The organism is Cellulomonas aerilata (genome assembly GCF_007991755.1).
Taxonomy (GTDB): Bacteria; Actinomycetota; Actinomycetes; order Actinomycetales; family Cellulomonadaceae; genus Pengzhenrongella; species Pengzhenrongella aerilata.
This window is the reverse complement of sequence record NZ_BJYY01000013.1, coordinates 625,320-651,803: the sequence shown is the minus strand read 5'-3', so window position 1 is coordinate 651,803 and position 26,484 is coordinate 625,320. Positions and strand designations below refer to the sequence as shown.

Sequence of the window (26,484 nt, the reverse complement as noted above, 5' to 3'; positions counted from 1 at the left end):
TCGTACTGGGCCGTGATGGCCTCCCCGACGCTGCTCGCGTTGCCGGGCCAGGAGTACCAGCTCGCGATGAGGCCCGTCACGGGGAACGACGTCGACCCGAACCACTGGGTGAAGAGGCGGTGGAAGTTGAGGTTGCCGAACGCCGAGCAGCCGTCGCTCTGACCGTTGATGGCCGCGGCGTTCGGCTGGTAGGGCGTGTAGAGGTACAGGCCCGCGGTCGCCTGGTTGCGGATGGTGACCCAGCTGCCGCCGCACGCCGCATTCGGGTGGTACTGGATGAAGTTGGCCCGGCCCGCCTGGTAGGCGCGCGTGCCGGCGGTGAGGCGGTAGCGCTGGAACTGCCAGGCGGCCTTGTAGACCTGGTTGAAGAAGCCGTAGTACTGGGCGTCGCAGGGGGCGGTGTCCGGGCAGCCGTAGCCGGTCGCCTTGCGGTAGGCGTTCTCGAACGTCGGGTCCGTCCGGGTGACGAGCGACGTCTCCTTCTGCAGCAGCACCAGGAGCGACCGCGGGCTGACCCCGCACGCGCGCGCCACCTTCGTGATGATCTGCGCGGCCGACTCGGTGCCCCCGCCGGCGTAGGTGGAGCACTGGGCGTCGGCGGGGCGCGTCCAGGTGGTCTCGGTGTAGTCCTTCAGGCACGTGAACCCGGACCGGCACGTCGGGTTCTTGACGCGAAGGAACGTGGCGACGTCGTCCACGGTCATGCTGGTGGAGTCGTAGAACACCCCGTCGCTGATGATCGCGCCGGGATCGAAGGCGTCCGCGCGGGCCGGCGGGGCGACGGGCAGGCCGACGACGCCGAGCGACGCCAGCAGGGTCACCAGGACCACCAGGCGGGCGGCCCACGGTCCTGTGGCGCGTCGGCGGGCCTGGGTCATGGCATCTCCACTTTGGTGGCCGGGCTGGTGCCGGCGCTCACGCTCGAGCGGTAGGTGATCTGCACGGTCCACGTCGCCGGCCCGGCGGGCGGTGCGACGGCGATGTCCATCGGGCCGCAGTCCGTCATCGTGGCCTCGGGTGTCGCCCGGCTCGACGCGGAGTAGCTCGCGCCCTGAGCGCTGGCCGTGGCCACGCACGTGCCGTCCGGCTCCAGGACGTCCTGGACGTACCCGCCGACCCGCAGGTGCCCGTCCCCGAGCCGCTCCACGCTGGTCAGCACGACCCCGGCCGGTGCCAGACCGCCCGGGACCCCGGCGTCCTCGTCGACGTCCGTCGCGGCGGGGGGCGCGGCAGGGGGCGGGGGCGGGGACGCGGGCGCTGCCGCGGTCGGCCCGGCCTCCGGACCCGGCGACGACGAGGCGTCCGGGCCGGGTGCCACGCCGTCGGGCGCGGCGGGGACGCCGGCAGCCGGCACGGCGGCCGTCCCGCTCGACCCGCCGGGCGTCGCGCCCGGACCGCCGGCGGTCGTGCCCGGCGCGGCCGCACCACGCGTCCCGGGCGGGGACCCGGGGCCGGTCAGCGCCGGGACGGCGACGGCGATGCCCACGGCCAGGACGGCGCAGGCGACCGCAGGCACCACGGCGCGTCGGGGCATGGACATGCGGCGGACCCGTTCCTCGGGGACGTGCGAGACCGCGAGGGTACCCGTCCGGGGGACGTTCGACGGGTCGGCGCGCGATCGTGCAGGGCGTGCGAGCGGCACCTGTAGATTGCGCGGGTCCGCAGGACCCCCAGCCCGGCGTGCCCGGCCCGCGACTCGACGAGGAGCTCTCCGCATGGTGCGATCCGGCCCGAGGGATCCCTCCGTGGCGATCATCACGCGGACCAAGCAACGTCCGCTGCTGCTGGAGCGGGCGCTCGACGACATCCTCCGCCAGACGTTCGACGACTTCGTCGTCGTCGTCGTCAACGACGGGGGCGACCCGGCGCCGGTGGACGACCTCGCGGCACGGATCGCCGCCCGGGCGGACGGGCGCCTGCGGGTGCTGCACCTGCCGGAGTCGGTCGGCATGGAGGCCGCGTCCAACCGCGGGCTCGCGGCGACCCGGTCGACGTTCGTGGTCGTCCACGACGACGACGACACGTGGGACCCCCACTTCCTGGAGCGGGCGGTCGGGCACCTCACGGGCGTCGGGTCCGCCGGGGTCATGGTCCGCACATCGGTCGTGTACGAGCGGATCGTCGACGGCCGGATCGAGCGCCTGGGGGAGGAGACCCTCGCGGCCGCGCAGCAGGACGTGACCCTCTTCGACACGCTGCGCAACGGGTACGGCCCGCCGATCTCCTTCCTGTACCGGCGCGAGGTGCACCGCCAGGTGGGCCTGTACGACGAGTCGCTGCCGGTCCTGGGGGACTGGGACTTCACGCTGCGCTTCCTGCAGCGGCACGCGATCGACTTCATCGACGGGGCGCCGCTCGCGTTCTGGCACCACCGGCGCGACTCGACCGGTGCGGACGGCAACACCGTCATCGCGCAGGAGCACGTGCACCGCCGGTACGAGCGCATCGTCCGGGACCGCTACCTGCGAGCAGGTCTGCGCAAGCCCGAGGACCTCGGTCTGGTCGTCTACCTCGCCGGCCTCGCCAAGCAGCAGGACCAGCGGATCGAGGCGCTCGGCGACCAGGTGGCGCTCCTGGCGGCCCACCTGACGCACCTGACCGACCTCGTGCGCGGTGACATCGCGGCGCTGCACGGCCGGGCGCCGGACGTCGCGGAGCAGGAGGACGACGCCCCGACGGCCTCGCGCGACGTCGGCACGGCCCGGCCGTAGGTCACGCCGACCCCGGCTTGGGCGCCGGGGGCCTGACCTGCGCGGCTACGGGCGCCCCCGTGCCGGGGCGGTAGGGTGACGCCCCGTCAAACGACTCCAGTGAGGAATCGCATGCGGCGGGTAGCCATCTACATGTTCTTCGACCCGCAGGGGATCGTCGACGACTACGTCCTGTACAAGCTGCGCAAGCTGCGCGAGCACGTCGAGACGATCTTCGTCGTCGCGAACCTGCCGCTCGCCGCCGAGGGGCGCGAGCGCCTCGAGGGCGTGGCCGACACCGTCTACACCCGGACGAACGTCGGCTTCGACGTCGGCGCCTACAAGGACGCGATGGCGGTCCTGGGCCGCGAGCGGCTGGCCGAGTACGACGAGCTGCTGCTGCTCAACTACACGTTCTTCGGCCCCGTGTTCCCGTTCGGGGAGATGTTCGACCGCATGACGGCCGCGAACGTCGACTTCTGGGGCGTCACCGCGCACAAGGCGATCCGGCCGAACCCGCACCCGGACGCGGTGGACACGTCCGAGCTGCCGTTCCACATCCAGTCGACGTGGCTCGCGATCAGCCACCGGATGTTCACGTCGGCGGAGTTCGCCGAGTACTGGGACACGATGCCGGTCATCACGTCCTACGAGCAGTCCGTGCTGCAGCACGAGGCCCGGTTCACCAAGCACTTCGCGGAGCGCGGGTTCCGCTACGCGGTGGCCTTCCCGCCGGAGCACTACCCGTCGGACAACGCCTCGCTGGAGAACGCGGCGCTGCTGCTGGACGACCGCTGCCCGATGGTCAAGCGACGGCTCTTCTTCCACGAGCCGACCTACATGGAGCGCCAGGCCATCATCGGCCGGCGCACCCTGGAGCGGATCGAGCGGTCGGAGTACCCGACCGACCTCGTCTGGCAGAACGTCGTGCGCAGCGCGGAGCCGCGCACGCTCTACACGAACTTCTCGCTGCTGCACATCCTGGGCGACACGGACGACGTGCCGGTCCCCGAGCCCACGCCGCGGGTCGCGGTCATCGCGCACATCTACTACCCCGAGATGGTCGACGAGATCATGGGGTACCTGCGCAACATCCCGGTCCCGTACCACCTGTACGTGACGACCAGCGACCAGGGGCGGCGCGAGGACATCGAGGCGCGGCTCGCGCGCCACGACGTCGCCCGGGTCGAGGTGCGGGTCTCCGGGTCCAACCGTGGCCGGGACATGAGCGCCTTCCTCATCGCCTGCCGGGACGTGCTGCTGTCCGACGAGTACGACCTCGTCTGCAAGGTGCACTCCAAGAAGTCCCCGCAGGACGGCTACAACGCCGCGATGCTGTTCAAGCACCACCTCTTCGACAACCTGCTCGGGTCCCGGGGCTACGTGACCCGGGTGCTGCAGATGTTCGCCGAGCAGCCGACCCTCGGAGCCGTCTTCCCGCCGGTGGTCAACATCGGCTACCCGACCCTCGGGCACGCGTGGTTCACCAACCGCGAGCCCGCGCTGGCCTGGGCCAAGCGGCTCGGCATCCAGACCGTCTTCGACCGGTCCACGCCGGTCGCGCCGCTGGGGAGCATGTTCTGGTTCCGCCCGCAGGCGGTGCGCAAGCTGGCCGAGTACCCGTTCCGGTACGAGGACTACCCCGAGGAGGGCGGGTACGGCGACGGCGGCCTCCCGCACGTCCAGGAGCGGCTGCTCGGCTACGCCGCGATGAGCGAGGGCATGCACGTGCGGTCGGTGCTGAACGCGGACTGGGCGAGCATCAACTACACCTTCCTCGAGTACCGCCTGCAGCGCGTCAGCTCGCACCTGCCCGGCTACACGCAGGAGCAGGTCGACTACCTCGAGCAGGCCCAGGCGGCCGCCGAGAACCCCCTCGCCGGCATCAAGCGGCACCTGCACTGGCGCTCGCCGCGGCTCGCGGCAGCACTGCGCCCGCTCTACGTCGTCGCCCGCGGCGCCTACCGCCGGTCCCGTGCCCTCACCGGGGCCGGTCGGTGACCGGGAGAGGGACCGAAGCCGTTCCCGTGGCGCCCGGCGGTCCCCGCGCGGGCGCGCCCGGCGGGCGACAGCCGGTGCGGCGGCGCACTGCTCGACGGGGCGCGGTCGATGGTCTTCAGTAGCTACACCTTCATCTTCGCGTTCTTCCCGATCTTCCTCGTCGTCTACGCGCTGCTCAGCCCGCGCTACCGCAACCCGTGGATCCTCGTCGCGAGCCTGAGCTTCTACGGGCTGGGCGACCCGGGCGGGCTGCCCATCCTCATCGGGGCGATCGTCGTCAACTACGGCGTCGGCGCCCTCATGGGGCCGCTGCCACCGGGCGAGGAGCCCCGTCGCAACGGGCGGCGTCGCGCCCTGATGTGGACCGGCGTCGCGGTCAACCTCGCGGTGCTCGGCTACTACAAGTACGTCGGGTTCCTCACCACGAACCTCGACGCCCTCGCGGAGCGCGTGGGACTCGGCTCGGTCCCGGTCGTGGCGGCCCTGCTGCCGCTCGGGATCAGCTTCTTCGTGTTCCAGGGCGTCAGCTACCTCATCGACGTCTACCGCGGCACGGTCGTCCCGACCCGCAGCCTGCTCACCTTCGCGACCTACAAGTCGCTGTTCCCGCAGCTGATCGCGGGCCCGATCGTCCGCTACAGCGACATCGCGGACGACCTGCCGGACCGGACCATCCGGGAGTCGATGGTCTACGCCGGCATCGTCCGGTTCCTGACCGGCTTCTGCAAGAAGGTGCTGCTGGCCGACACCTTCGCGGTGACCGCCGACGCGATCTTCGGCCTGCCGCCGGACCAGCTGGACACGGGCACCGCGTGGCTGGGGGCGCTCGCCTACACCCTGCAGATCTACTTCGACTTCTCGGCGTACTCCGACATGGCCATCGGCATGGGCCTGATGATGGGCTTCCGGTTCCCGGAGAACTTCAACTACCCCTACATCTCCCGGTCGATCCGCGAGTTCTGGCGTCGCTGGCACATGACGCTGTCCGGCTGGTTCCGCGACTACGTGTACATCTCCCTCGGCGGCAACCGGAAGGGCAGCGGCCGGACCTACGTCAACCTGATGGCCGTCTTCGTGCTGACCGGCCTGTGGCACGGCGCGGCGTGGACGTTCGTCGTGTGGGGCCTGTGGCACGGCCTGTTCATCGTCGCCGAGCGCGCGACGAGGTTCGAGGAGCGGGTCCCCGGTGCGATCCGGTGGGTGTACACGATGGCCGTCGTGGTCTTCGGGTGGGTGCTGTTCCGCGCCGAGACCTTCGAGGGCGCCTTCCACATGATGGCGCTCATGCTCGGGCTCGAGTCCGGGCCAGGCCTGCGTCCCGTCGGCGAGTTCTGGAGCGGCGGCCTGGCCGTCGCCGTGGTCGCCGGCCTCGTGCTCAGTCTCCCCGTCTACCCGTGGCTGCGGGCGCGCCTGCCCCGGGACCTCAAGGTCGTGGCCGGCACCGTGATGTTCGCCGGGCTGTTCGCACTGGCCGCGGCCAAGGTCCTCGCCGGCGCCTACAGCCCCTTCCTCTACTTTAGGTTCTGATGAACAAGCCGTCGGCGTCCTTCGGGCGCAAGGTCGTGATCACCGGGTTCGTGACAGCACTGTTCGCCCCGGCCGTCGCCATCGCCCTGGGCGACCAGCTGCGGGCGACGGCGTCGGCGGTCATCGCCGACCCGTCCACCTGGGCGGCCGAGTCGAACAAGCTGCGCGAGGCCACGCCGCTGTGGGACGGCGCCGTGGGCGCGTACTCCCGGCTGATGTACCGGCTGGGGTCCTCGCCCAACGAGGGCTTCGCCGTCGCGGGCCGTGACGGGTGGATGTTCCTCGGCGACGTGCAGAACGCGAACTTCTCCCAGGCGCTGGGCCGCCGGCAGTACTCCGAGGCGGAGATCGCGACCTGGGCCACGGTCGTCTCCCAGCAGGAGCAGTGGCTCGCGGAGCGGGGCATCCCCCTGCTCGTCGTCGTCGGCCCGGCGAAGTGGTCGGTGTACCCGGAGAAGCTGCCGGCCTGGACCGACGGGCTCGTCGGGGAGCACATCATGGACCAGGTGCTCCAGGCGCACCCCGAGCTGCCGGTCCTGGACCTGCGGCCGGCGCTCGTCGAGGCGCGCGAGACCGCCGACACCTACTCCCCGCTCAACAGCCACTGGACCGACTACGGCGCGTACGTGGGCTGGCGCGGGATCGCCGAACGGCTGGGCGAGCTCGACCCGGACCTCGCCGGGCTGCCCGTCCCCGACGTGGAGCGGGTCACCACGATCGACAGCGAGAACGAGTTCGCGGCCACGATCAGCCTCGACGCACCGAACCCGTGGACCGTGCCCGAGCTGTCCCCGGAGCTGCCGCCCTACGAGTACGAGCTGCCCGACGGGACCACCGTCGAGGCCCCGGGTGCCCAGCGCACCGGGCTGCTGGACCTGCCGCGCACCACCCGCACCTCCGGTGCGGGCAACGACCTGACGGCGCTCGTGCTGCGGGACTCGATGGCGGACATGCTCTCGCCCTACCTGCAGTCCGGGTTCGGCCGGACCGTGCAGGTGCGGCACAGCATCGACGTCCCGCGCGACGCGCCGAACGTGCCGGCGCTTGTCGAGGCCACGCAGCCCGACGTCGTCATCCTCGAGATGGCCGAGCGGCACTTCAACTCGGGGCTTCCCGACCTGTTCCTGTGGGCGGGGGCCAACGCCTACGACGCCGCAGGCCCCGAGGCCGTCGCGCAGTGGGACGCGGCCGGCACCGTCCCGGCGACCCTGGACGTCACCCGGCCCGACCCGGCCGGCTCGGGTGCGCCGGGTGGCCCGGCCGAGGCGGTGACGCGCCTGCGCTGGACGGGGACCGCCGGTCGCGAGCCCGCCCTCCGGGTCGAGTTCACCGCGCAGGCGCCGGGCGAGCTCGTCGCGCGCCCCGGTGAGGGTGACCCGAGGACGCTGCGTTATGGTCAGGGCGCGAACGTGCTCTTCTTCGTGCTGCCCGCCGGCGCGCACGACGTCGAGCTGGCCCCGAGCCCCGGCTCCGGGCCCGTGACGCTGACCTCGGTCGCCGTCCGCGAGCTCGGCTGACCGGGCCGGACGCCGCGACCGATCACCAGGACGAAAGAGGAGGACCCATGTCCGAGACCTGTCTCGTGACCGGAGGGGCCGGCTTCATCGGGTGCGCCCTGTCGAGCGCGCTGGCCGACACGTTCGACCGCGTGGTCGCGGTCGACAACATGCACCCGCAGATCCACTCGAGCGCCGACCGCCCGGCCGCCCTGGACGAGCGCGTCGAGCTGGTCGTGGCCGACGTCACGTCCGCGGCCGACTGGGACCGCGTGCTGGCGGACGTGCGTCCCACGACGATCGTGCACCTGGCGGCCGAGACGGGCACCGGCCAGTCACTGACCCAGGCGAGCCGGCACGCGCTCGTCAACGTGGTCGGGACGACCGAGATGCTCGACGCCCTCGTGCGTCACGAGGCGCTGCCCGACCGCATCGTCCTGACCTCCAGCCGCGCCGTGTACGGCGAGGGCGCCTGGGTCGACGCCGGCGGTGCGACGGTCTACCCGGGGCAGCGCACGCGCGAGCAGCTCGACCGCGGTGAGTGGGACTTCCCGGGGCTGACGGCGACGCCGTTCCGGTCCAACGCCGTCGAGCCCCGCCCGACCAGCGTCTACGGCTCCACCAAGCTCGCCCAGGAGCACGTGCTCGTCGCGTGGTGCCTGGCGATGAAGGTCACGCCGGTGCTGTTCCGGCTGCAGAACGTCTACGGACCCGGCCAGTCCCTCATCAACCCGTACACCGGCATCGTGCCGTTCTTCGCCCGGCTGGCGAAGGAGGGCAAGAGCATCCCGGTGTACGAGGACGGCGACATCGTCCGCGACTTCGTGTTCATCGACGACGTGGCCCGCGCCATCGTCGCCGGGACGCTCGCCACGACGCCGTCCGCGACGCCGTACGACGTCGGCTCGGGCGAGGCCACGACCATCGCGCGCCTGGCGGAGATCGTCGCCGGGCTGTACGGCGCGCCCGCGCCCCACGTGACGGGGCAGTTCCGCGACGGCGACGTCCGGCACGCCTCGTGCGTCATCGACGAGACCACCGCCGCCCTCGGCTGGACCCCCGAGGTGATGGTGGAGGAGGGCGTCGCCCGGCTCTGCGCCTGGATCGACGCCGAGAAGGGCTGACCCCTCCATGTCCTTCGTGTCCGACGTCCGCGAGGTCGCCCGGTCCCGCGAGCTGCTCGTCAACCTGGTCCGCCGGGAGCTGCGCAGCAAGTACAAGGGCACCGCCCTGGGGTGGGCCTGGTCGCTGATCAACCCCCTCGCGACGACGGCCATCTTCACCGTGGTGTTCTCCACGGTCATGCGGGTCGAGCCGCCGGTCGGCGTCGACGGCCTGCACAGCTACCCGCTGTTCCTGCTGTGCGGGCTGCTGTCCTGGAACTTCCTCACCGCCGCGGTGCAGGGTGGACAGAGCGTCCTGCTCGACAACGGCAACCTCATCAAGAAGACCTACTTCCCGCGGCGCCTGCTGGTCATCTCGCACGTGGCGGCGGCGTTCGTCTCCTACCTCGTGGAGATGGGTGTGCTCGTGGCGGTGTTCCTCGTGTTCGGCGTCAACGTGCTGCCGTGGACGCCGCTCGTGCTGGGGCTCATGGTGCTGCTCGCGGTCTTCGCGCTCGGCCTGGCGCTGCTGCTGTCGGTGGTCAACGTGTACTTCCGGGACGTCGCGCACTTCGTCGCGCTGTTCATGCAGATCTGGTTCTACGCGACGCCGATCATCTACCCGATCTCGCTGGTCGAGGGCGTGCAGGACGGCCAGTCGTGGGCCGCCGACCTGCCTCTGACGACCCTGTACCAGCTCAACCCGATGGTGGGCTTCGTGGAGTCGGTCCGGGACATGCTCTACGGCGGGCAGCTGCCGCCGGCCGGGCCGGTGCTCTACGCGCTGGCCTTCACGCTGGTGTCCCTGTGGGTGGGCAACGCGGTCTTCGCGCGGCTCCAGGGCCGACTGGCGGAGGAGCTGTGAACGGGCCGGCCATCGTGGTGGAGGACGTCGCCAAGCGCTTCCGCGTCTACCACGAGCGCAACCAGTCCCTGAAGATCGCGCTCATGCGCGGCAAGCGGGCGAACTACGACGAGTTCTGGGCCCTGCAGGACATCGACCTCCAGATCCCGCAGGGCAAGACGTTCGGGCTGGTCGGGCACAACGGGTCCGGGAAGAGCACGCTGCTCAAGTGCCTGGCCAAGATCCTGGTGCCCGACCGCGGGCGGATCACGGCGAACGGCAAGATCTCCGCGCTGCTCGAGCTCGGCGCCGGGTTCCACGCCGAGCTCTCCGGCCGGGACAACGTCTACCTCAACGGCTCGATCCTCGGCCTGACCAAGCGCGACATCGACGCGCGCTTCGACGACATCGTCGGGTTCGCGGGTCTCGAGCAGTTCATCGACTCCCCGGTCAAGAACTACTCCTCGGGCATGTACGTGCGCCTGGGCTTCTCGGTCGCGATCAGCGTCGACCCCGACATCCTCATGGTCGACGAGGTCCTCGCCGTCGGCGACGAGGAGTTCCAGCGCCGCTGCATGGAGAAGTTCCAGGAGTTCCGCGACGACGGCCGCACGATCGTCGTGGTCAGCCACGCGCTGGGCACGATGCGCTCCATGTGCGACGAGGTGGCCTGGCTCGACCACGGCCGGCTCCTGGCCGTGGGGTCGCCGTCCGACATCGTCGACGAGTACTCCGGCTCGTCGCGCCACGACCAGGTGGCCGCGGCCGACGGCGACACCGGCGCCCGCTGGGGCACGGGCGAGCTGCAGGTGACGGGCGTCGAGCTCGTGCACGGCGGCGGGGTCGGCGGCGCGGTCCGGACGGGCGAGCCCGCGACCTTCCGCCTGACGTGGGCGGCGCACGAGCCGGTCGCCAAGCCGGTCTTCGCGATCGACATCGACACCCCCGAGGGGGTGTCCGTGACGTCCACGGCGACGCGCGACGCCGGACCCGTGCCCGACGTCCTGGAGGGCGAGGGGCACGTCGACCTCGTCGTGCCGCGCCTGCCGCTGCTGCCGGGCACCTACGTCGTGCGGTCCTGGGCGAGCGACGTGGGCGGGCTGCACGTCTACGACCAGCGGGACAAGGTGCTGCGCTTCGACGTCGCGCCGGCCCCGGGGCGCGAGCAGGGCGGGCTCGTCACGCTCGACGGCGCCTGGCAGCCGCCGATGCGGCCGCACGCCCCGGGCCGCTAGCCGGACCGCCGTCCGGCGACCGACCGGTAGACGTCCGCGGTCGTCGCCGCGCTGCGACGCCAGGAGAAGTCCGCCGCCCGCTCGGCGGAGCGCCGCGCCAGGTCGGGCGCGGCGGGCCCGGTGGCCTCGACGAGCGCGTCGGCGAGGTCGGCAGGGGAGGCCGGGTCCACGAGCAGGGCGGCGCCGCCGGCGACCTCCGCGCACGCCGTCCCCGCCGAGGTGACGACCGGCAGGCCGTGCTGCATCGCCTCGAGCACCGGCAGCCCGAAGCCCTCCCGCACGGACGGGAAGCAGAACGCCGCCGCGCCGGCGTACGCGCTGTGCAGGTCCTCGCGCGAGAGCCTGCCCAGGACCCGCACCCGGTCCGGGGCGAGCCCGGCCGGGTGCCCGGGGACCTCGCCCCAGCCCGCCGGCCCGACCAGGACGAGGTCGAGGTCCGGCCGCCGGTCCGCCACCGACGCGAACGCCCGCAGCAGCACGGGCAGGTTCTTGCGCGGCTCGATCGTGCCGCACCACAGCACGTACGGGCGCCCGAGCCCGGTGCGGTCCCGGAAGTCCGCGACCTGCGCAGCGGTCCGCGGCACCGGCCTCGACCCGTGCGGGACGACGTGCACGCGGGCGGCGTCCAGGCCCACCGCGAGGCAGTCGTCGGCGGTCGCCTGCGAGGGCACGATCACCGCGTCCGCGCTGCGGCGGGTGCGCTCGAGCGCGCGCCGGAACCAGGCGTTGCCCCGCGCGGTGAAGTGCGTGGGGTCGTGGAGGAACGCGACGTCGTGCACCGTGACGACGAGCGGCCGGCGGGTGGGCGGGACGGCCCAGGTGGTGGCGTGCACGACGTCGAGCGGGCCCGCGACCGCCTCGGCCCGCGGGTGCCCCACGCGCTGCCACGACTCGTACAGCACGGTCCGCGGGAGCGGGGCGTGACGCACGGCGAGCCCCGGCGGCAGCGGCTGCGCGGGCGGTGGACCCGCGTGCCGGGCGGCGAGGCCGGTGACGTCGACCCCGTGCGCCCCGGTCGCGAGCTCGGCGAGCAGCTCCTCGATGTAGACCCCCGAGCCGCCGGGCACCGGCTGCCACAGCTGCTCGACGACCATCCCGACCCGGAGCGAGCTCTGCCCTGACACGCCCCCGACAGTAGTGGGGGAGAATCGCGGCCATGCCGCTGCACGTGCTCGTCGACGCCACCGCCGTCCCCGCCGACCGGGGCGGGGTGGGGCGCTACGTCGACGACCTGCTGCCCGCCCTCGAGCGCGCCGGTGTCCGGCTCACCGTCGCGGTGCAGGAGCGGGACACGCAGGCGACCGGCGCCCGCCTGCCCCGGGCGGACGTGGTCGCCGCCCCGGCCGCGACGGCCCGCCGGCCGGTCCGGCTCGCGTGGGAGCAGACCGGGCTGCCCCGGCTGGCCGCCCGGGTCGGCGCCGACGTGCTGCACAGCCCGCACTACACGCGTCCGGTGCGGTCACCGGTGCCGGTCACCGTCACGCTGCACGACGCCACGTTCTTCAGCCACCCCGAGCTGCACGACCCCGTCAAGGCGCGCTTCTTCCGCGTCGCCACCCGGGGGGCGGTCCGCCGGGCGCAGTCCCTCGTGGTGCCCTCGGCGGCCACCCGGGACGAGGTCGTGCGGTTCACCGGCGCCCCGGCCGACCGGTTCTTCGTCGCGCACCACGGCGTGGACCGCGACGTCTTCCGCCCGGTGACCGCCGACGAGGCGGCCCGGGTGGCCGCCTCGCTCGGGATCGGCCCGGAGGGGTACGTGGCCTTCCTCGGCACGCTCGAGCCGCGCAAGAACGTGCCCGAGCTCGTGCGGGGGTGGGTCGCCGCCGTCGCCGGCACGTCGTCGCCGCCGGTCCTCGTGCTCGCGGGCGGGCGCGGCTGGGACGAGGCGGTGGACCCGGCCGTCGCGGCGGTGCCCGCGGGCCTGCGGGTCCTGCGCCCGGGCTACCTGCCGCTGGAGGACCTGAGCGGCTACCTCGGCGGCGCGCGCGTCGTCGCCTACCCCAGCCTCGGCGAGGGGTTCGGCCTGCCGGTGCTCGAGGCGATGGCGTGCGGCGCCGCCGTGCTGACCACCGACCGGCTGTCGCTGCCGGAGGTCGGGGGCGACGCCGTCGCGTACTGCGGCACGGGGGCGGACGAGATCGCGCCAGCGCTGGCCGCGCTGCTCGCCGACGGCGCCCGCCGCGCGGAGCTGGCCCGAGCCGCCGTGGAGCGGGCGGCGCTGTTCACCTGGGACGCCGCCGCGCAGGCGCACCTGCGGGCGTTCCGGGCCGCCGTCGTGCAGCGCCGCTGACGGCCCGACCGCCGCTGGTCAGCCGCGCAGGCTCTCGACGTAGGCCTGCACGTCGTCGAGCCGGGGCAGCAGACCCTGCTCGGCCGCCTCCGACAGCCCGGGCGCGGCCACGTCCTTGTCGGACAGCTGGTAGCTGAGCGGGCGGCCGGCGCGGTCCTGCGTGGGCCACTCGATGCCGACCTCCGGGTCGAGCGGGTGGATGCCGTGCTCGCGGCCGGGGCTGTACCCCGTCGAGCACAGGTACATGACGGTCGAGTCGTCCTCGAGGGACAGGAATGCGTGCCCGAGGCCCTCCGAGAGGTAGATGGCGCGCCGGTCCACGTCGTCCAGCAGGACCGTGTCCCACCGGCCGAACGTCGGCGAGCCGACGCGGATGTCGACCGCCACGTCGAGCACGGCGCCCTTCGGGCACGTCACGTACTTGGCCTGCCCGGGCGGCACGTCCGCGAAGTGGATGCCACGCAGGACGCCCGCGGCGGACACGGACGCGTTGGCCTGCTGCAGGTCCAGCGGGTGCCCCACGGCCTCGGCGAACGGCCCCGCCTTGAACCACTCGAGGAAGACCCCACGCGGGTCGCCGAACTGCTTCGGCGTGATCTCCCAGGCGCCCGGGACGGACAGTTCGCGGTAGTCCACAGCAGGTTCTCCTCGGTCGGTCGGCGACGGCCCAGCGTAGCTGCGCGGCTAGGCTGGCCACCTGTCGTCGGATAGGGGAGTGGTGCTGTGCGCTGGCTCGTGACGGGTGCGTCCGGGATGCTCGGTCAGGACGTGGTGGCGCAGCTGGGCGCGCGCGGGGACGTGGTCACGGCCGCCGGTCGCGCCGACCTCGACGTCACGGACGCCGCCGCGGTGCACGACCTGGTGGCGGGGCACGACGTCGTCGTGAACTGCGCGGCGTACACCGCCGTGGACGCGGCCGAGGAGCACGAGGCCGACGCCTTCGCCGCGAACGCGGTGGGTCCGGCGCTCGTCGCCCGGGCGGCGCGGGCCGCCGGCGCGCGCCTGGTGCACGTCTCGACGGACTACGTCTTCGACGGGTCGGCCGCCTCGCCCTACCCGGAGGACGCGCCGATCGCCCCGCGCTCCGCCTACGGGCGCACGAAGGCCGCGGGCGAGTGGGCGGTGCGGGCGGAGACCGCCGACCACCTGATCGTGCGGACGGCCTGGCTCTACGGCGCGGGCGGCGGCTGCTTCCCCAAGACGATCGCGCGGGTCGCGGCCGAGCGCGGCGGGCTCGACGTGGTGGCCGACCAGACCGGCCAGCCGACCTGGACGGCCGACCTCGCCGCGCTGCTGCTGCGGCTCGTCGACGCCGCCGCGCCGGCCGGGACCTACCACGGGACCGCCTCCGGCGAGGTGACCTGGCACGAGTTCGCCCGCGCCGTCGTGGCGGCGGCGGGGATGGAGCCGGGCATCGTCCGCCCGACGACGAGCGAGTCCTTCGTGCGCCCCGCACCCCGGCCCGCGTACTCCGTGCTGGGTCACGGCACCCTGGCCGCCGCCGGGGTGGAGCCGATCGGGCCGTGGGACGAGCGGTGGCAGGCGGCAGCGTCGAGCGTGCTGGGCACCGGCGCCGTCGCCCGATGACCCGGAGGGCCGGGGCGGCGCCGTCCCGCACGATCGCCGCGGTGCTCGGCGGGCTCCTCCTGCTCCTCTCCCTCGGCGCCTGGGCTCTGGCGTCCCCCGCCGGGTCGACGCCCGACGAGGACTACCACCTCGTGAGCGCGTGGTGCGGGCAGGGGCTGCGGGACGGGCTGTGCGAGGCGGGCCCGGACGAGAGCGTCCGCGAGGTCCCGAGGGCGCTGGTGAAGTCCGCGTGCTTCGGGTTCGACAGCGAGGAGAGCGCCCGCTGCCAGGCGGAGGAGTCCGGCCCGCCCGGGGCGACGATCGTGAGCGACCGGGGGAACTTCGAGGGCGACTACCCGCCGGTGAACTACTTCGTGAGCAGCCTGTTCGCGGGTCCGGACCTCGAGCGCTCCGTCGTGACGATGCGGGTCGTGCACGCCACGCTGCTCACGCTGGTCGTCGCCGCGATCGCGGTCGCCTCGCCGGCGGGCCTGCGCCGGGGCCTGCTGGGCGGGCTCGTCGTCACCGTCGTGCCGATGGGCATGTCGCTCGTGCCGTCGGTGAACCCGAGCGGGTGGGCCATCGTCTCCTCGGGGGCGCTCGCGGTCAGCGTGCTGGGGTACCTCACGGTGCCCCGTGGTCCGCGGCGTCTCGTGCTCGGCGCACTCGCCGCGGTGGCGCTGCTCCTCGGTGCCGGCGCGCGCGCCGACGGCGCGCTGTACGGCGTCGTCGCCGTCGGCGTCGCGGTGATCCTCACCTGGCACAGCGGTCGCGAGCACCTGCGCCGGCTCGTCTACCCGGGCGTCCTCGCGGTCGTCGCCGCGATCTCGTTCCTCTCCGCGGGCCAGTCCGACGCGGTCTCGGCGACCCCGCCGGGCGCGCTGACCTGGGACCTGCTCGGCGAGCTGGCCGTGACGGTGCCGGACCTGTGGCTCGGCAACTTCGGGACCTGGGGCCTGGGCTGGGTGGACACGGCGATGCCCCCGCTGGTCACCGCCGCGTCCTGGGCGGTCTTCGGGGCGGCGCTGCTGGCCGGCCTCGCCGGCGCGGACCGCCGCCGGGGGCTCGCCCTGGCCGCGGTGGCGTCCGGGGCGCTGCTGGTCCCGACGTACATCCAGTACCTGTCGAGCTTCCCGGTCGGCTTCGGGGTCCACCCCCGCTACATCCTGCCGCTCCTGACGCTGCTCGCCGTGACCGCCCTCGTCCGGCTGGACGGCGCGGCGTTCCGGGTGACGTCCGGGCAGCGCTGGGTCGTCGTGGTGCTGCTGTCGCTGGCGAACGCGGCGGCGCTGCACGCCACGATCCGGCGCTACGTGACGGGCGACGACGTGTCGGCCGCCGACCTGGACGCGGCCCGCGAGTGGTGGTGGAGCTTCGGCCCGCAGCCGCAGACGGTGTGGGTCCTGGGTGCCCTCGCCTTCGCGTCAGGCCTCGCGCTGCTCTCGCCGGCGCTCACCACTCCGGCGCCGGCAGCGGTCCGGCCGGCCCGCTCCGGCTCGACCGACGACCGTCCGGCGCCCGGCTCGGGCGCCGGCGGTCACCTGCCGGAGCAGCGGGACCAGCCGGAGGTGCCGGCCGCCGGCGGCGGGCGCCCCCGGCCCGACGCGGTCACGCGGGCCGGGCGTCCTACGTCGCCGGTCCGGACCCGCCCGCCGTCGGTGCCGCCGCGGACGCCGACGGAGCCGTGATCCGCCAGAGCAGCGGGATCGCGCACGCGGTCGCGGCCACGGGCCCGACGACGGCGCCGACCGCGGTGGTCTCGACCACGCCCCACGGGCTGAGGACGAGCCAGACCGCCGTCCCGGCGACCGCCGTCACCCACATCGCGATCATCGAGCGGTAGGCCGCGAGCGCGACCAGGGCGGCGGAGAGCAGCAGCACCCAGGCCAGCAGGAACGCCGACATGACGAGCAGGGCGACCGCCGCGGGCGAGACGTCGTAGGCAGGGCCGTAGACGAGCCGGACGGCCCAGGGCCCCAGCAGCCAGCCGGCCACCCCGCCCACCAGGCCGAGGGCGGCGAACGCCCCCGTCCCCAGCAGCAGGCGCTGCCGCAGCAGCGTGCTCCCGCCGCCCGCGGCTCCCCGCCAGCGGACCACGGCCGGCACGGCGAGGGCCTGCAGCGGGGACACCAGCAGGAGCGGCACCCGCGAGACGGTCAGCGCGGCGAACACCGCCCCGCCGGCGTCGCCGGGAGGGCTGCCCGTGAGCGCCGCGACCATCGTGGGGTAGCCGGTGACGACGCTCGCGGTCAGGGCGGCGGCCAGCATGAGGGACGCGGACCGGCGCACCGCCGGCCACCACCCGTGGCCGGCTGCTGCCCCGTCCGGCTCGCCGTGCGCCCGGGAGAGCCGCGCTCGCCCGGCCCAGCCCAGCCAGGCGAACGACCCGAGACCCACGGCGACGGCCGCCGTGGTCAGGGTGACGCCCACCGTGACGAGCACCGCGAGCAGCACGACCAGCCGCACCGCCGCCTCGAGGACGACCAGGCCCCCGTAGTCGCGGACGCGACCGGAGCCGATCAGGACTCCGCGCAGCGCGAACTGGACGGCGAAGCCCACGGCGGCGAGCACCACCACGACGCCGAGCCGGCTGTCCGGGTCGCCGTACAGCCGCGCGGCCACCGGCGGCAGCAGCGTGAGGGCCGCGCCGGCCGCGGCCAGGACGGCGGACGCGGTGGTGATCGCAGGCAGCGAGGGCCCCGGCTCGGGGACGGCCGCGGACCGCTGGCGTGCGCTCTCCTGCTCCACCGTGGACAGCGACCCGCCGAGCCCGAACAGGACTCCCCAGAACGCGACGAACAGCCCGAAGTCGGCGGGGGTGAGCTCGCGCCCGACCAGGGCCAGCAGGACGTACCCGGCGGCGCTCGCCAGCGCGATCGCGAGCCCGACCCCGGCGACGCCGGAGGTGCCACGCCCGCCACCGGTGCCGCGTGCGGCCCCGTCGCTCATCCGCGCGCGGTGCCGCGCTGGGCGAGCCGGGCCCGGGCGGCCAGCGCCAGCCCGCGCAGAACCCCGGCCCCGAAGACCGGCACGAACACGGGGGTCAGCGCGGCGGCGGCCCGCACCTCGGCGGTCGAGCCGCCGACGAGGCGGACCGCGGTCGGGACCGCGACGGCGACGGCCGCGGCCCCCGCCGCCGCGACGGCCGGCCGGCGCACCGCGACCACGCACCCGGCCAGGCCCAGGCCGACGGCGGCCAGCAGCGCCCGGCGCACCACACCCGGCTGGCCGAGGTAGCCGTCGACGAACGTGGTGCCGCGGAAGAAGGACTGGCGCACGAACGCCCGCCCGCCGGACTTGCCGTGGTACCGGAACGCGAAGTCCGGGGACAGCCAGATCCGGGTGCGTCCGGCGATGTCCCGCAGCAGCCGGGTGTCGTCGCTGGCCAGGTGCGCCCGGTCGTACAGGGACTCGAACGCGCCGACGGCGGACAGCAGCAGGTCCCGGCGGACGAGCAGGCACCCGGTGCCCTTGGGGTACAGGTCGAACTCCTCGGCGCCGAAGGAGACCAGGCGGGGCCGGGCGGTGTACCGGCGCCAGCCGATCTTGACCAGGCCCGACCAGAACGCGGCGTAGGCGTTGCCGGTCTCCACCTCGACGTGGCCGCACCAGACCTGGCGGTCGGGGTGCTCGGCCAGCTGCTCCCGGACCCACCGCAGCGACCCGTCCCCGACGACGACCCGGCTGTCGAGCAGGAGCACCCACGGCCCGCGGGCCAGCGTGATCCCGGCCGTGCGGGCCGCGAACCGGCCCGCGTTCGCCTGGGTGTGCACGCGGATCCCGGGGTGGCTCGCGGCCAGACCGGCCAGCACCGCGGCGGTCCCGTCCGTGCTGCCGTCGTCGACGACGACCACGTCCAGCGGCAGCCCGGCGGCGTCCCCGGCGGCGAGCAGCGCCTCGAGGCACGCGCCCACCCAGGCCTCCTCGTCGTGGACGGGGACGACCACGCTCAGCGCGTCCAGGCGAGGGCCGCCGTCCCGGCCTGGGGCGTCGTCGGGTCCGGGGGTCGGCTCGGGAGGCACGCCGCAGACCCTATCCCGCGACCTCGGGCCGGACGGGCGCCACTATCCTTGCGCGAGGCCGACTGGGAGGGCACCGAGAGTGATCGCATTCATCGTGGGGACGACCGCCGAGCTCATCAAGATCGCGCCGGTCTTCCACGAGCTCGCCGGGCGCGGGCGGCCCGCCGAGATCTGGTACTCGGGGCAGCACGTGCACGAGCTGTCCGGCACGCTGGCGGACCTGCGGCTGCCGCGCCCCGAACGGTGGCTCGTCCCCCAGCACGGTGCGCGCAACGTGGCCCGCCCCGCCGACGTGCCCCGGTGGGCGGGCCGCCTCGCCGCGACGGTGTGGTCGCAGCGCCGCGCGCTGCGGGAGCGGCTGGTGGCCGACGGCACGCCCGCGATCGTCCTGGTGCACGGGGACACGTTCACGGCGCCGATCGGTGCGCTGATCGGTCGGTGGCTCGGGGCGCGGGTCGGTCACGTCGAGGCCGGCCTGCGCAGCGGCAGCCTGCTGCACCCGTTCCCCGAGGAGCTCAACCGGCGCGTGGTGGGACGGGTCGCCGACCTGCACTTCGCCCCGACGGCCGTGGAGGCGCGCAACCTGCGGCGCAGCCGCGGTGCGGTCGTGACCACCGGCGCGAACACCGTCGTCGACGCCGTCCGCGAGGCCCTCGAGCACCCCGAGGACACCGGCATCGCGCTGCCCGAGTCCTACGGGGTCGCGACCCTGCACCGCTTCGAGCTCGTGCGCCGCGAGGACCTGTACCGCACGGCGCTGGAGACGCTGCGGGAGTACTCGGCGCGCCTGCCGATCGTCTACTTCGCCGGGGCGAGCGAGCGGGAGCGGCTCGCGGCGTACGGCCTCACCGAGCTGTTCGACGGCGAGCGCTTCGTCCTGGCGGAGAAGCTCAGCTACGTCCGGTTCCTCCCCGTCCTGGCGCGCGCCCAGTTCGTCGTGACGGACAGCGGGGGCCTGCAGGAGGAGAGCGCGCACCTGGGCATCCCGTGCGCCGTCCACCGGGCACGGACCGAGCGAGCCGTCGGCACCGGCAGCACGGTCCTGGTCACGGGCTTCGACACGGGGCGGCTGCGGGAGTTCCTCGACGACCCGCGGCGGCACGCCGGGGGGTCCGGCTCGGACGACGTGCACCCGAGCCGCACCATCGTCGACGCCCTGGCGACGCTGAGCAGCTGAGTCCGCCCGTCAGCCCCGGGTGACCGCCGCGGTCCCCAGGGCCTCGTCGATGCCCGCCTCGAGCAGCGGGACCAGCTCCCGGCCGAACGTCGCGGTGAGGTGGGAGCTCGGCGAGTCCTGGTAGACGATCGTGTTGCCGGACACCGCGCGGCAGCGCTCGCCGTCGCAGAAGGCGTCGGTCAGGTCGAGGTAGCCCGTGCCCAGCTCGTCGGCGATCCGGGTGACCCGGTCCGGGACCCGCTCCAGCGCCTCGTCGCGGGGGGTCGTGCACCGCGCGGCCTCGCCCGCGTCGCCGCCGCTGTCGTCGATGCACGCGTACGTCGTGGGCGGGTTCATCGGCACGTCGGCGACCGGCAGCAGCCGGACGCCGGCGTCGTGCAGCGCCGTGACGTACGTCCGTACGTCGTCGTAGTCCGAGCCCGAGCCCCGGAAGGCGGAGAAGAGGACGACGTCGTGGTCGGCGCCCACGATGGTGTCGAAGGTCTCGGGGCCGTCCGCGCACGCCGGGGCCAGGCCGGCGTCGCACGAGATGCCGACGTAGGTGGTGAGCCGCCAGCCCCGGCGCTCCGCGAGGGAGATCAGCGGCGGCAGCAGGTGGGCGGCGTGCGAGTCCCCGGTGATCGCCACGGACACCGCCGCGTCGGCCGGGCCGTACGTGCAGCTGCGCGCCCGCAGGTGCTCGAGGTCGAAGCAGTCGTACATCCCGGCGTTGTCGAACGGGCGGTCCGCCAGGGTCGGTGCGAGCGGGGCGTCAGGGTCGGTGGGCGTCGAGAGCGTCTGGTCGGGCCGGGCCGCGGCGAGGTCGGCGGCCCGAGCGGCGGCACGGTCGAGGGCGCCGAGCCCGGTGACGCAGACCAGCACGACGGCCGCGATCCCCGCCGCCGCGGGGTAGAACCCGCGCCGGACGGGGGCGAGCCAGAACGGGCGGTACCGGAACGGGTCCTCCACCAGCACCTTGCTGGCGGCCGCGAGCATGACCGTCACGGCAAGGACGCCGACCTTCGCCGCCGTGCCCAGCGGGCCGCCGAGCGCGGCGGGGACGATGACCACGAGCGGCCAGTGCCACAGGTAGACCCCGTAGGAGATGTCCCCGAGGTAGCGGACCGGGCGCAGCGCGGCGGCCACCGCGGGCCGGCTCGCACCGGGGACCCGTCCGGCCCACAGGAACACCGCCGTGCCGAGCACCGGGAGCAGCGCCGCCGTCCCGGGGAAGGGGGTGGCGTCCGACAGGACGAGGGCCGACGCGACGATCGCGGCGAGGCCGGCGACAGCGCCGGCGGTGCGGACCGCGACCGGGCGGCCCGCCGCGGGCTGCGCGGTCGGGAGCATCGCGAGCAGGCCGCCGGCCGCGAACTCCCACGCCCGCGTCGTCGTCGCGAAGTACGCGGTGCCGGGGTCCGTCGCGGTCAGCCAGACCGAGCAGGCCAGCGACAGGGCGAAGATGGCGACCATGACCGCCATGACGCCGCGCCGGACGACGACCGCGCGGGAGAGGTGCCGGCCGCGCGCCCGGCGCACGGCCCAGCCGGCGGCGAGCACCACGATCACCGGCCACGCGAGGTAGAACTGCTCCTCCACGGACAGGGACCAGAAGTGCTGGGTGGCCAGCGGTGCCTGGTCGCGCGCCAGGTAGTCGACGGACGACGCCGCGAGGCTCCAGTTCTCGACGTACAGGGCGGACGCCATGAGGTTGCGCAGAGTCGGCCGCCACGCCGACTCCGGGAGGAACGCGAAGGTCCCCGCCGCCGTCGCGAGCAGGACCACGCTGGCCAGCGGCAGCAGCCGCCGTGCCCGGTTCGCCCAGAACCGCCCGAGCCGGACACCGCCGGGGGACACCGCGCTGCGGAGCAGGTGGGAGGTGATGAGCAGCCCGGAGATGACGAAGAAGACGTCCACCCCGACGAACCCGCCCGGCAGGCGGTCCGGCCACAGGTGGTAGAGCAGCACGAGGCCGACGGCCAGGGCGCGCAGCACCTGGATGTCGAGGCGCACGTCGCCGCGTGCGGGCCCGCCCAGGGTGGGACGTCGCACGGCCGTCGTGCCCTCGGGTCGGGGCGGGGTCGTCCGGCCGGACCGCTCCCGGGGAGCGGCGGCCACGGCGGGACCCCCGGGCGGCGGGTTCAGGGTCAGGCCTGGCCCGGCTCGAGCAGCCCCAGCAGGTAGCTGCCGTACCCGGACTTGGTGAGGTTGTGCGCGCGCTCGCGCAGCTCGTCGTCGGTGAGGAACCCGCGGCGCCAGGCGACCTCCTCGGGGGAGCCGACCTTGAGGCCCTGCCGGTGCTCGATGGTGCGCACGTAGTCCGACGCCTCGAGCAGAGAGTCGAACGTGCCCGTGTCCAGCCATGCCGTCCCGCGGGGGAGCACCTCGACCTGGAGCCGACCCTGCTCGAGGTACGCACGGTTGACGTCGGTGATCTCGTACTCGCCCCGGGCCGACGGCTCGAGGTCCCGCGCGATCGCGAGCACGTCGTTGTCGTAGAAGTACAGGCCCGGCACGGCGTAGCTCGACTTGGGGTGCGCCGGCTTCTCCTCCAGGGAGAGCGCGCGACCCGAGGCGTCGAACTCCACGACGCCGTAGGACGTCGCGTCGGCCACCCGGTAGGCGAAGACGGCGCCGCCGTCGATGTCCTGGAACCGCTGGAGGCGCGAGCCGAGGCCCGCGCCGTAGAAGATGTTGTCCCCGAGCACGAGGGCGACGGAGTCCGACCCCACGAAGTCCGCGCCCAGGACGAACGCCTGCGCGAGGCCGTTGGGCTCGGCCTGGACGGTGTAGCTGATGGAGATGCCGAACTGCGACCCGTCACCGAGCAGCCGGCTGAACTGGTCGGCGTCGTGGGGGGTCGTGATGACCAGCACGTCGCGGATCCCGGCGAGGATCAGGGTGGAGAGCGGGTAGTAGATCATCGGCTTGTCGTAGACCGGGACGAGCTGCTTGCTGACGCCCATCGTGATCGGGTGCAGCCGCGTCCCCGAACCGCCGGCCAAGATGATTCCGCGCATGGACGGACAGTCTGCCGCACCGGGAGGGCACGGACCGCAGCGGCACACCCGGGCCCGGGCGCCGTGGTGACCGGTGTGACGTAGCGGGTGGGTGAGGTCCGGGCAACCGGGCGTGACCGGCGGACGGTGGCCGATAGCCTCGACCCGCGGCCGACGGGGGGACAGGGACATGCACAGGATCGGCGGGATCACGCGGGACTACGCGTGGGGGTCTCCCGACGCCATCCCGGCGTTGCTGGACTTCGCCCCGCCGGGTGGCCCGGTGGCCGAGATGTGGTTCGGCGCCCACCCCAGCGCGCCGGCCGGCGTGGACGGCGGCGCCCGCGACCTCGCCGCGCTCATCGCCGCCGACCCCAGCGCCATGCTCGGGGACGACGTGCGGGCTCGCTTCGGGGACCGGCTGCCCTACCTGCTCAAGATCGTGGCCCCGCAGCGGCCGCTGTCGCTGCAGGTCCACCCGAACGTCGAGCGGGCCAGCGCCGGCTTCGACGCGGAGGACCGCGCGGGGGTCCCGATCGACGCGCCCCACCGCAACTACCGCGACCGCAACCACAAGCCCGAGCTCGTCTACGCCCTGACGCCGTTCGAGGCGCTGTGCGGGTTCCGCGCGCCCCGGCGCGCGGCCGAGCTGTTCGCCGGGCTCGCCTCGCCGCTGGCCGAGAAGCTGCACGCCCTGCTCCGGTCCGACCCGTCCCCCGAGGGCGTGCGTGCCGCCTTCACGTGCCTCCTCGACCGCCGCAGCCGGCCGTCGCCGCAGGACGTCCGCGTGCTGGTGGAGGCGTGCCGGGAGCGGCTGCGGAGCGGGTCGACGTCGCCGCGTGCCGACTCCACCGTGCTGACCCTCGCCGCGGCGTACCCCGGTGACCCGGGCATCGTGGCGTCGTTGCTGCTCAACCCCGTGACGCTGCAGCCGGGAGAGGCGCTGTTCGTCCCGGCCGGCGGGGTGCACGCCTATCTCGGGGGGCTCGGCGTCGAGGTCATGGCGAGCTCGGACAACGTGCTCCGGGCCGGCCTGACCACCAAGCACGTCGACGTCGACGAGCTCCTCGGAGCCGTGGACTACGTGGCGGCGCCGCCCATCCGCACGGCGCCGGAGGTGTTCCACGGCGCGACCCGGGTCTTCTACGCACCCGTGGACGACTTCGAGCTGTCCGTCACGGACCTCGTCGACGACGAGGTGCACCCGCTGCCCGGGCGCGGGCCGCGGATCCTGCTCTGCCTGGCGGGCACCGTCACCGTCACGTCGGCCGACGACGAGGTCGTGCTCGTGCAGGGCTCGGCGGTGTTCGTCGCGGCCGTCGAGGGTGTGCTGTCCGCCCGCGGGACGGGGACGCTGGTCCAGGCCGACGTGCCCTGACGCACGGCGCCGGTCGCCGGGCACCCGGTCCGCGAACCCCTCGTAGAGTTCTCGCCGTGCTCGCCCCCATCTGCTGCGTCTGCCTCACCCCGACGGTCCCGGCAGGACCCGACTGGCTGTTCCGCTGCCCGCGGTGCCGCACCCACGCCTCCACGCTCGACGTCCGGATCAACACCGAGGCGTCCGTCATCGACGAGGACTCCCGCGCCACCGGCCTCGCCGGTCTGCGCCGCCAGAACAACGCGACGGTCGTGCGCCGGGTGCTGGACTGGGGCGTGCCCCCGGGCGCGACCCTGCTCGACGTCGGCAGCGCGCACGGCTGGTTCCTGGAGCGCGCGACCGCCGAGGGCCTGCACGCCGTCGGCGTCGAGCCGGACGTCGGCGTCGCCCAGCGCGCCATCGACGCCGGGTCGAGCGTCCGGGTCGGCTTCTTCCCGGACGCCCTGGCGCCGGACGAGCGGTTCGCGGTGATCACCTTCAACGACGTGCTCGAGCACCTGCCCGACCCCCGCGCGGCGCTCGCCCAGTCCGTGGAGCGGCTCGCCCCCGGGGGACTGCTGGTCGTCAACATCCCCGACCGCCGCGGTCTGGTCTACCGCGTGGCGGACGTCCTGCGCCGGGTCGGTGTGACGTCCGTCTTCGAGCGGCTGTGGCAGGTCGGGCTCCCGTCGCCGCACCTGTGGTACTTCGACGGCCCGGGGCTGGTGCGGCTCGGACGGGACCTCGGGCTCGAGCCGGTGGAGGTGTCGCACCTGCCGAGCATGAGCCGCCAGGGCCTGTGGGCCCGCGCCCACTTCGACCGGCGGCCCTCGCCCGTGACGGTCGCCTCGGTGGCGGTCGGGTGGCTGGCGGCGCCGCTGCTGAACTCCCGGGCGCTCAGCGACATCATGCTCGTGGCCTTCCGCCGACCGGCCGGGCCCGTCGTCGGCTGACGCGGTCAGCCCGCGGTGACCCGCTCGGACGCCAGCAGGCGGGCGCGCCGGTCCGGGTCGGCGGCGAGCTCGCGCGCCATCGGGGCCGCGAGGGCGACGACCGAGCCGTCCGCCGCGAGCACGCCGAGCAGTGCCTGCAGCCACGCGGCCACGTCCTCGTCCGACTCGCCGCAGCCGACGACGACCCGCCCCGGCGACGCGGCCGCGCCGGCCCAGCGGAGCAGGTCGGCGTGCGGCACCGGCGGCCGGCCCGGCAGGTCGAGCGCGGTGGCGGACGGGTCCGTGACCGGCGCCCACCCGATCACGTCGCCGTAGGTCATCACGGCGCCCGCCGCGTCGACGGCGCCGTCGGGCAGGTCGCCGTCGAACCGGCGCGCGAGGGCGGGCAGCGACACCGCGACGAGCTGCCGTGCGGCGGCGTGCGCGCCGGGCGCGTCCGTGACGACGACGTCGGCGTCGCCGGCCGCGCCGCCCAGCGCGACCTCGGCGCCGCTGCGCCACGCCGCCAGCGCCCAGACCGCCGTGCGCCAGTGCGGCGGCAGGTCGAGCCCGACCCGGACGCCGGGCTCGACGTCGAGCTCCTCGACGAGCAGGTTGGTGGTCTTCGCCACCCAGTTCGCCAGGACCGCGCCCGACAGCTCGACGCGCTCGCCGTCACCGCCGTACCAGGTCAGGCGAGGACGGCCGGGGTCGGCCGTGACGAGGTCGAGGACGTCGGCGACGGAGCGGGGTGGGATCACGCCGCCAGGCTAGGCGCCGTCCGGGCGGCGGCCGGCACGCGCGGCGGGCGCGACCGGGCCGGTCGGGCGCCGCCATCTACCACCTACCGGCTTGACTATCGCGAACGACACGCGTGTAATTCATGCAGCGAGACACCACCCGTCGACCCGAGCCGGAGGCACCGCCCATGTGGAATCTGCTCGACGCGGACGGACCGTTCCCCTCCGACCACGCCATGGCACCGTCGCCGGTGGCACCCGTCCTGCCGATCTTCGGCGCACCCGCCGACGACGGCCTCATGGGCTGGCAGGAGCGCGCGCTGTGCGCCCAGACCGACCCGGAGGCGTTCTTCCCGGAGAAGGGCGGCTCCACGCGCGAGGCGAAGAAGGTCTGCACCGGCTGTGACGTCCGGGCCGAGTGCCTGGAGTACGCGCTGGAGCACGACGAGCGCTTCGGCATCTGGGGCGGCCTGTCCGAGCGGGAGCGGCGCAAGCTCAAGCGTCGAGCGGTCTGACCGCCACCCCG

The 26,484-nt window shown here is 74.4% G+C and carries 23 protein-coding genes; 14 read left to right on the top strand and 9 right to left on the bottom strand.

Translation table 11 applies throughout. From position 1 onward, the window contains the following. Both CAE01nite_RS10955 and CAE01nite_RS10950 read right to left on the bottom strand, forming a co-directional pair. Positions 1-878, bottom strand: an 878-nt coding sequence (locus tag CAE01nite_RS10955; protein WP_503826107.1) for a LasA N-terminal domain-containing protein, incomplete at its 3' end; no start/stop codon positions are given. Then, a complete protein-coding gene (locus CAE01nite_RS10950) occupies positions 875-1,540 on the bottom strand; it encodes a hypothetical protein (RefSeq protein WP_146903929.1) in 666 nt (221 codons plus the stop codon). The genes CAE01nite_RS10955 and CAE01nite_RS10950, both read right to left, overlap by 4 nt. 205 nt (positions 1,541-1,745) lie before the next feature. On the opposite strand from CAE01nite_RS10950, the gene CAE01nite_RS10945 reads away from it, so the two are divergent. The 7 genes from CAE01nite_RS10945 (at position 1,746) to CAE01nite_RS10915 (ending at position 10,896) form a co-directional block, all read left to right on the top strand. Then, complete coding sequence (locus CAE01nite_RS10945) at positions 1,746-2,711, top strand: glycosyltransferase family 2 protein (RefSeq protein ID WP_186816534.1); 966 nt, start codon at positions 1,746-1,748, stop codon at positions 2,709-2,711. Positions 2,712-2,822: 111 nt separating this feature from the next. Beyond that, positions 2,823-4,691: a rhamnan synthesis F family protein gene (locus CAE01nite_RS10940; protein WP_146903923.1), complete on the top strand. Its 1,869-nt coding sequence runs from the start codon at positions 2,823-2,825 to the stop codon at positions 4,689-4,691. Positions 4,692-4,799: 108 nt separating this feature from the next. Continuing rightward, positions 4,800-6,218 (top strand): MBOAT family O-acyltransferase, encoded by a 1,419-nt coding sequence (locus tag CAE01nite_RS10935; protein ID WP_146903920.1) that lies wholly within the window; start codon positions 4,800-4,802, stop codon positions 6,216-6,218. Beyond that, on the top strand, positions 6,218-7,735 hold the full coding sequence (locus tag CAE01nite_RS10930) for an alginate O-acetyltransferase AlgX-related protein (protein WP_146903917.1): 1,518 nt from the start codon (positions 6,218-6,220) through the stop codon (positions 7,733-7,735). Before CAE01nite_RS10935 ends, CAE01nite_RS10930 begins: the two co-directional genes overlap by 1 nt. A gap of 47 nt (positions 7,736-7,782) precedes the next feature. Beyond that, on the top strand, positions 7,783-8,838 hold the full coding sequence (locus CAE01nite_RS10925) for an NAD-dependent epimerase/dehydratase family protein (protein ID WP_146903914.1): 1,056 nt from the start codon (positions 7,783-7,785) through the stop codon (positions 8,836-8,838). Between the two features lie 7 nt (positions 8,839-8,845). Next, positions 8,846-9,682 (top strand): ABC transporter permease, encoded by an 837-nt coding sequence (locus CAE01nite_RS10920; RefSeq protein WP_146903912.1) that lies wholly within the window; start codon positions 8,846-8,848, stop codon positions 9,680-9,682. Beyond that, positions 9,679-10,896 (top strand): ABC transporter ATP-binding protein, encoded by a 1,218-nt coding sequence (locus CAE01nite_RS10915; RefSeq protein WP_222595886.1) that lies wholly within the window; start codon positions 9,679-9,681, stop codon positions 10,894-10,896. The genes CAE01nite_RS10920 and CAE01nite_RS10915 overlap by 4 nt, the downstream gene beginning before the upstream one ends. Here the strand turns inward: CAE01nite_RS10915 and CAE01nite_RS10910 are convergent. Next, on the bottom strand, positions 10,893-12,020 hold the full coding sequence (locus CAE01nite_RS10910) for a glycosyltransferase family 4 protein (RefSeq protein ID WP_246131141.1): 1,128 nt from the start codon (positions 12,018-12,020) through the stop codon (positions 10,893-10,895). The genes CAE01nite_RS10915 and CAE01nite_RS10910 overlap by 4 nt on opposite strands. A gap of 32 nt (positions 12,021-12,052) precedes the next feature. Between CAE01nite_RS10910 and CAE01nite_RS10905 the strand changes: the two genes are divergently transcribed. After that, positions 12,053-13,186 carry a glycosyltransferase family 4 protein gene (locus tag CAE01nite_RS10905; RefSeq protein ID WP_146903909.1) on the top strand — a complete coding sequence of 378 codons (1,134 nt, stop codon included), beginning with the start codon at positions 12,053-12,055 and terminating at the stop codon, positions 13,184-13,186. Positions 13,187-13,204: 18 nt separating this feature from the next. Here the strand turns inward: CAE01nite_RS10905 and CAE01nite_RS10900 are convergent, their stop codons facing one another. Beyond that, on the bottom strand, positions 13,205-13,822 hold the full coding sequence (locus CAE01nite_RS10900; RefSeq protein ID WP_146903906.1) for a dTDP-4-dehydrorhamnose 3,5-epimerase family protein: 618 nt from the start codon (positions 13,820-13,822) through the stop codon (positions 13,205-13,207). Positions 13,823-13,909: 87 nt separating this feature from the next. On the opposite strand from CAE01nite_RS10900, the gene rfbD reads away from it, so the two are divergent. Further along, positions 13,910-14,773, top strand: coding sequence for a dTDP-4-dehydrorhamnose reductase (gene rfbD / locus CAE01nite_RS10895; RefSeq protein WP_146903903.1), 864 nt, complete (start codon positions 13,910-13,912; stop codon positions 14,771-14,773). Further along, on the top strand, positions 14,770-16,440 hold the full coding sequence (locus CAE01nite_RS10890) for a DUF2142 domain-containing protein (RefSeq protein ID WP_146903900.1): 1,671 nt from the start codon (positions 14,770-14,772) through the stop codon (positions 16,438-16,440). Before rfbD ends, CAE01nite_RS10890 begins: the two co-directional genes overlap by 4 nt. On the opposite strand, the gene CAE01nite_RS10885 is transcribed toward CAE01nite_RS10890, so the two are convergent. Then, entirely contained in the window at positions 16,379-17,701 is a 1,323-nt protein-coding gene (locus tag CAE01nite_RS10885) for a polysaccharide biosynthesis protein (RefSeq protein WP_146903899.1), read from the bottom strand. The two genes, CAE01nite_RS10890 and CAE01nite_RS10885, sit on opposite strands and share 62 nt — an antisense overlap. Further along, positions 17,698-18,774: a glycosyltransferase family 2 protein gene (locus CAE01nite_RS10880; protein ID WP_222595885.1), complete on the bottom strand. Its 1,077-nt coding sequence runs from the start codon at positions 18,772-18,774 to the stop codon at positions 17,698-17,700. The genes CAE01nite_RS10885 and CAE01nite_RS10880 overlap by 4 nt, the downstream gene beginning before the upstream one ends. A gap of 79 nt (positions 18,775-18,853) precedes the next feature. Between CAE01nite_RS10880 and CAE01nite_RS10875 the strand changes: the two genes are divergently transcribed. Next, positions 18,854-19,951, top strand: coding sequence for a UDP-N-acetylglucosamine 2-epimerase (locus tag CAE01nite_RS10875; protein WP_146903896.1), 1,098 nt, complete (start codon positions 18,854-18,856; stop codon positions 19,949-19,951). A gap of 9 nt (positions 19,952-19,960) precedes the next feature. Here the strand turns inward: CAE01nite_RS10875 and CAE01nite_RS10870 are convergent, their stop codons facing one another. After that, a complete protein-coding gene (locus CAE01nite_RS10870; RefSeq protein WP_186816533.1) occupies positions 19,961-21,982 on the bottom strand; it encodes an acyltransferase family protein in 2,022 nt (673 codons plus the stop codon). 95 nt (positions 21,983-22,077) lie between these two features. Further along, positions 22,078-22,950, bottom strand: coding sequence for a glucose-1-phosphate thymidylyltransferase RfbA (gene rfbA / locus CAE01nite_RS10865; RefSeq protein WP_146903891.1), 873 nt, complete (start codon positions 22,948-22,950; stop codon positions 22,078-22,080). 169 nt (positions 22,951-23,119) lie between these two features. Here rfbA and manA point away from each other — a divergent pair, with 169 nt between their 5' ends. Further along, a complete protein-coding gene (gene manA, locus CAE01nite_RS10860; RefSeq protein WP_146903888.1) occupies positions 23,120-24,307 on the top strand; it encodes a mannose-6-phosphate isomerase, class I in 1,188 nt (395 codons plus the stop codon). 56 nt (positions 24,308-24,363) lie between these two features. Beyond that, positions 24,364-25,239, top strand: coding sequence for a class I SAM-dependent methyltransferase (locus CAE01nite_RS10855; RefSeq protein WP_186816532.1), 876 nt, complete (start codon positions 24,364-24,366; stop codon positions 25,237-25,239). A gap of 5 nt (positions 25,240-25,244) precedes the next feature. On the opposite strand, the gene CAE01nite_RS10850 is transcribed toward CAE01nite_RS10855, so the two are convergent. Then, positions 25,245-25,979: a TIGR03089 family protein gene (locus tag CAE01nite_RS10850; protein ID WP_246131140.1), complete on the bottom strand. Its 735-nt coding sequence runs from the start codon at positions 25,977-25,979 to the stop codon at positions 25,245-25,247. Between the two features lie 167 nt (positions 25,980-26,146). Here CAE01nite_RS10850 and CAE01nite_RS10845 point away from each other — a divergent pair, with 167 nt between their 5' ends. After that, entirely contained in the window at positions 26,147-26,473 is a 327-nt protein-coding gene (locus CAE01nite_RS10845; RefSeq protein WP_146903882.1) for a WhiB family transcriptional regulator, read from the top strand. The last annotated feature ends 11 nt before the right edge of the window (positions 26,474-26,484 follow it).

Excerpts from the sequence above, each read along its gene's own strand:
- CAE01nite_RS10950 (WP_146903929.1), bottom strand. The coding sequence starts at position 1,540 with ATGTCCATGCCCCGACGCGCCGTGGTGCCTGCGGTCGCCTGCGCCGTC.
- CAE01nite_RS10940 (WP_146903923.1), top strand. The coding sequence starts at position 2,823 with ATGCGGCGGGTAGCCATCTACATGTTCTTCGACCCGCAGGGGATCGTC.
- CAE01nite_RS10935 (WP_146903920.1), top strand. The coding sequence starts at position 4,800 with ATGGTCTTCAGTAGCTACACCTTCATCTTCGCGTTCTTCCCGATCTTC.
- CAE01nite_RS10930 (WP_146903917.1), top strand. The coding sequence starts at position 6,218 with ATGAACAAGCCGTCGGCGTCCTTCGGGCGCAAGGTCGTGATCACCGGG.
- CAE01nite_RS10925 (WP_146903914.1), top strand. The coding sequence starts at position 7,783 with ATGTCCGAGACCTGTCTCGTGACCGGAGGGGCCGGCTTCATCGGGTGC.
- CAE01nite_RS10920 (WP_146903912.1), top strand. The coding sequence starts at position 8,846 with ATGTCCTTCGTGTCCGACGTCCGCGAGGTCGCCCGGTCCCGCGAGCTG.
- CAE01nite_RS10905 (WP_146903909.1), top strand. The coding sequence starts at position 12,053 with ATGCCGCTGCACGTGCTCGTCGACGCCACCGCCGTCCCCGCCGACCGG.
- CAE01nite_RS10890 (WP_146903900.1), top strand. The coding sequence starts at position 14,770 with ATGACCCGGAGGGCCGGGGCGGCGCCGTCCCGCACGATCGCCGCGGTG.
- CAE01nite_RS10885 (WP_146903899.1), bottom strand. The coding sequence starts at position 17,701 with ATGAGCGACGGGGCCGCACGCGGCACCGGTGGCGGGCGTGGCACCTCC.
- rfbA (WP_146903891.1), bottom strand. The coding sequence starts at position 22,950 with ATGCGCGGAATCATCTTGGCCGGCGGTTCGGGGACGCGGCTGCACCCG.
- manA (WP_146903888.1), top strand. The coding sequence starts at position 23,120 with ATGCACAGGATCGGCGGGATCACGCGGGACTACGCGTGGGGGTCTCCC.
- CAE01nite_RS10845 (WP_146903882.1), top strand. The coding sequence starts at position 26,147 with ATGTGGAATCTGCTCGACGCGGACGGACCGTTCCCCTCCGACCACGCC.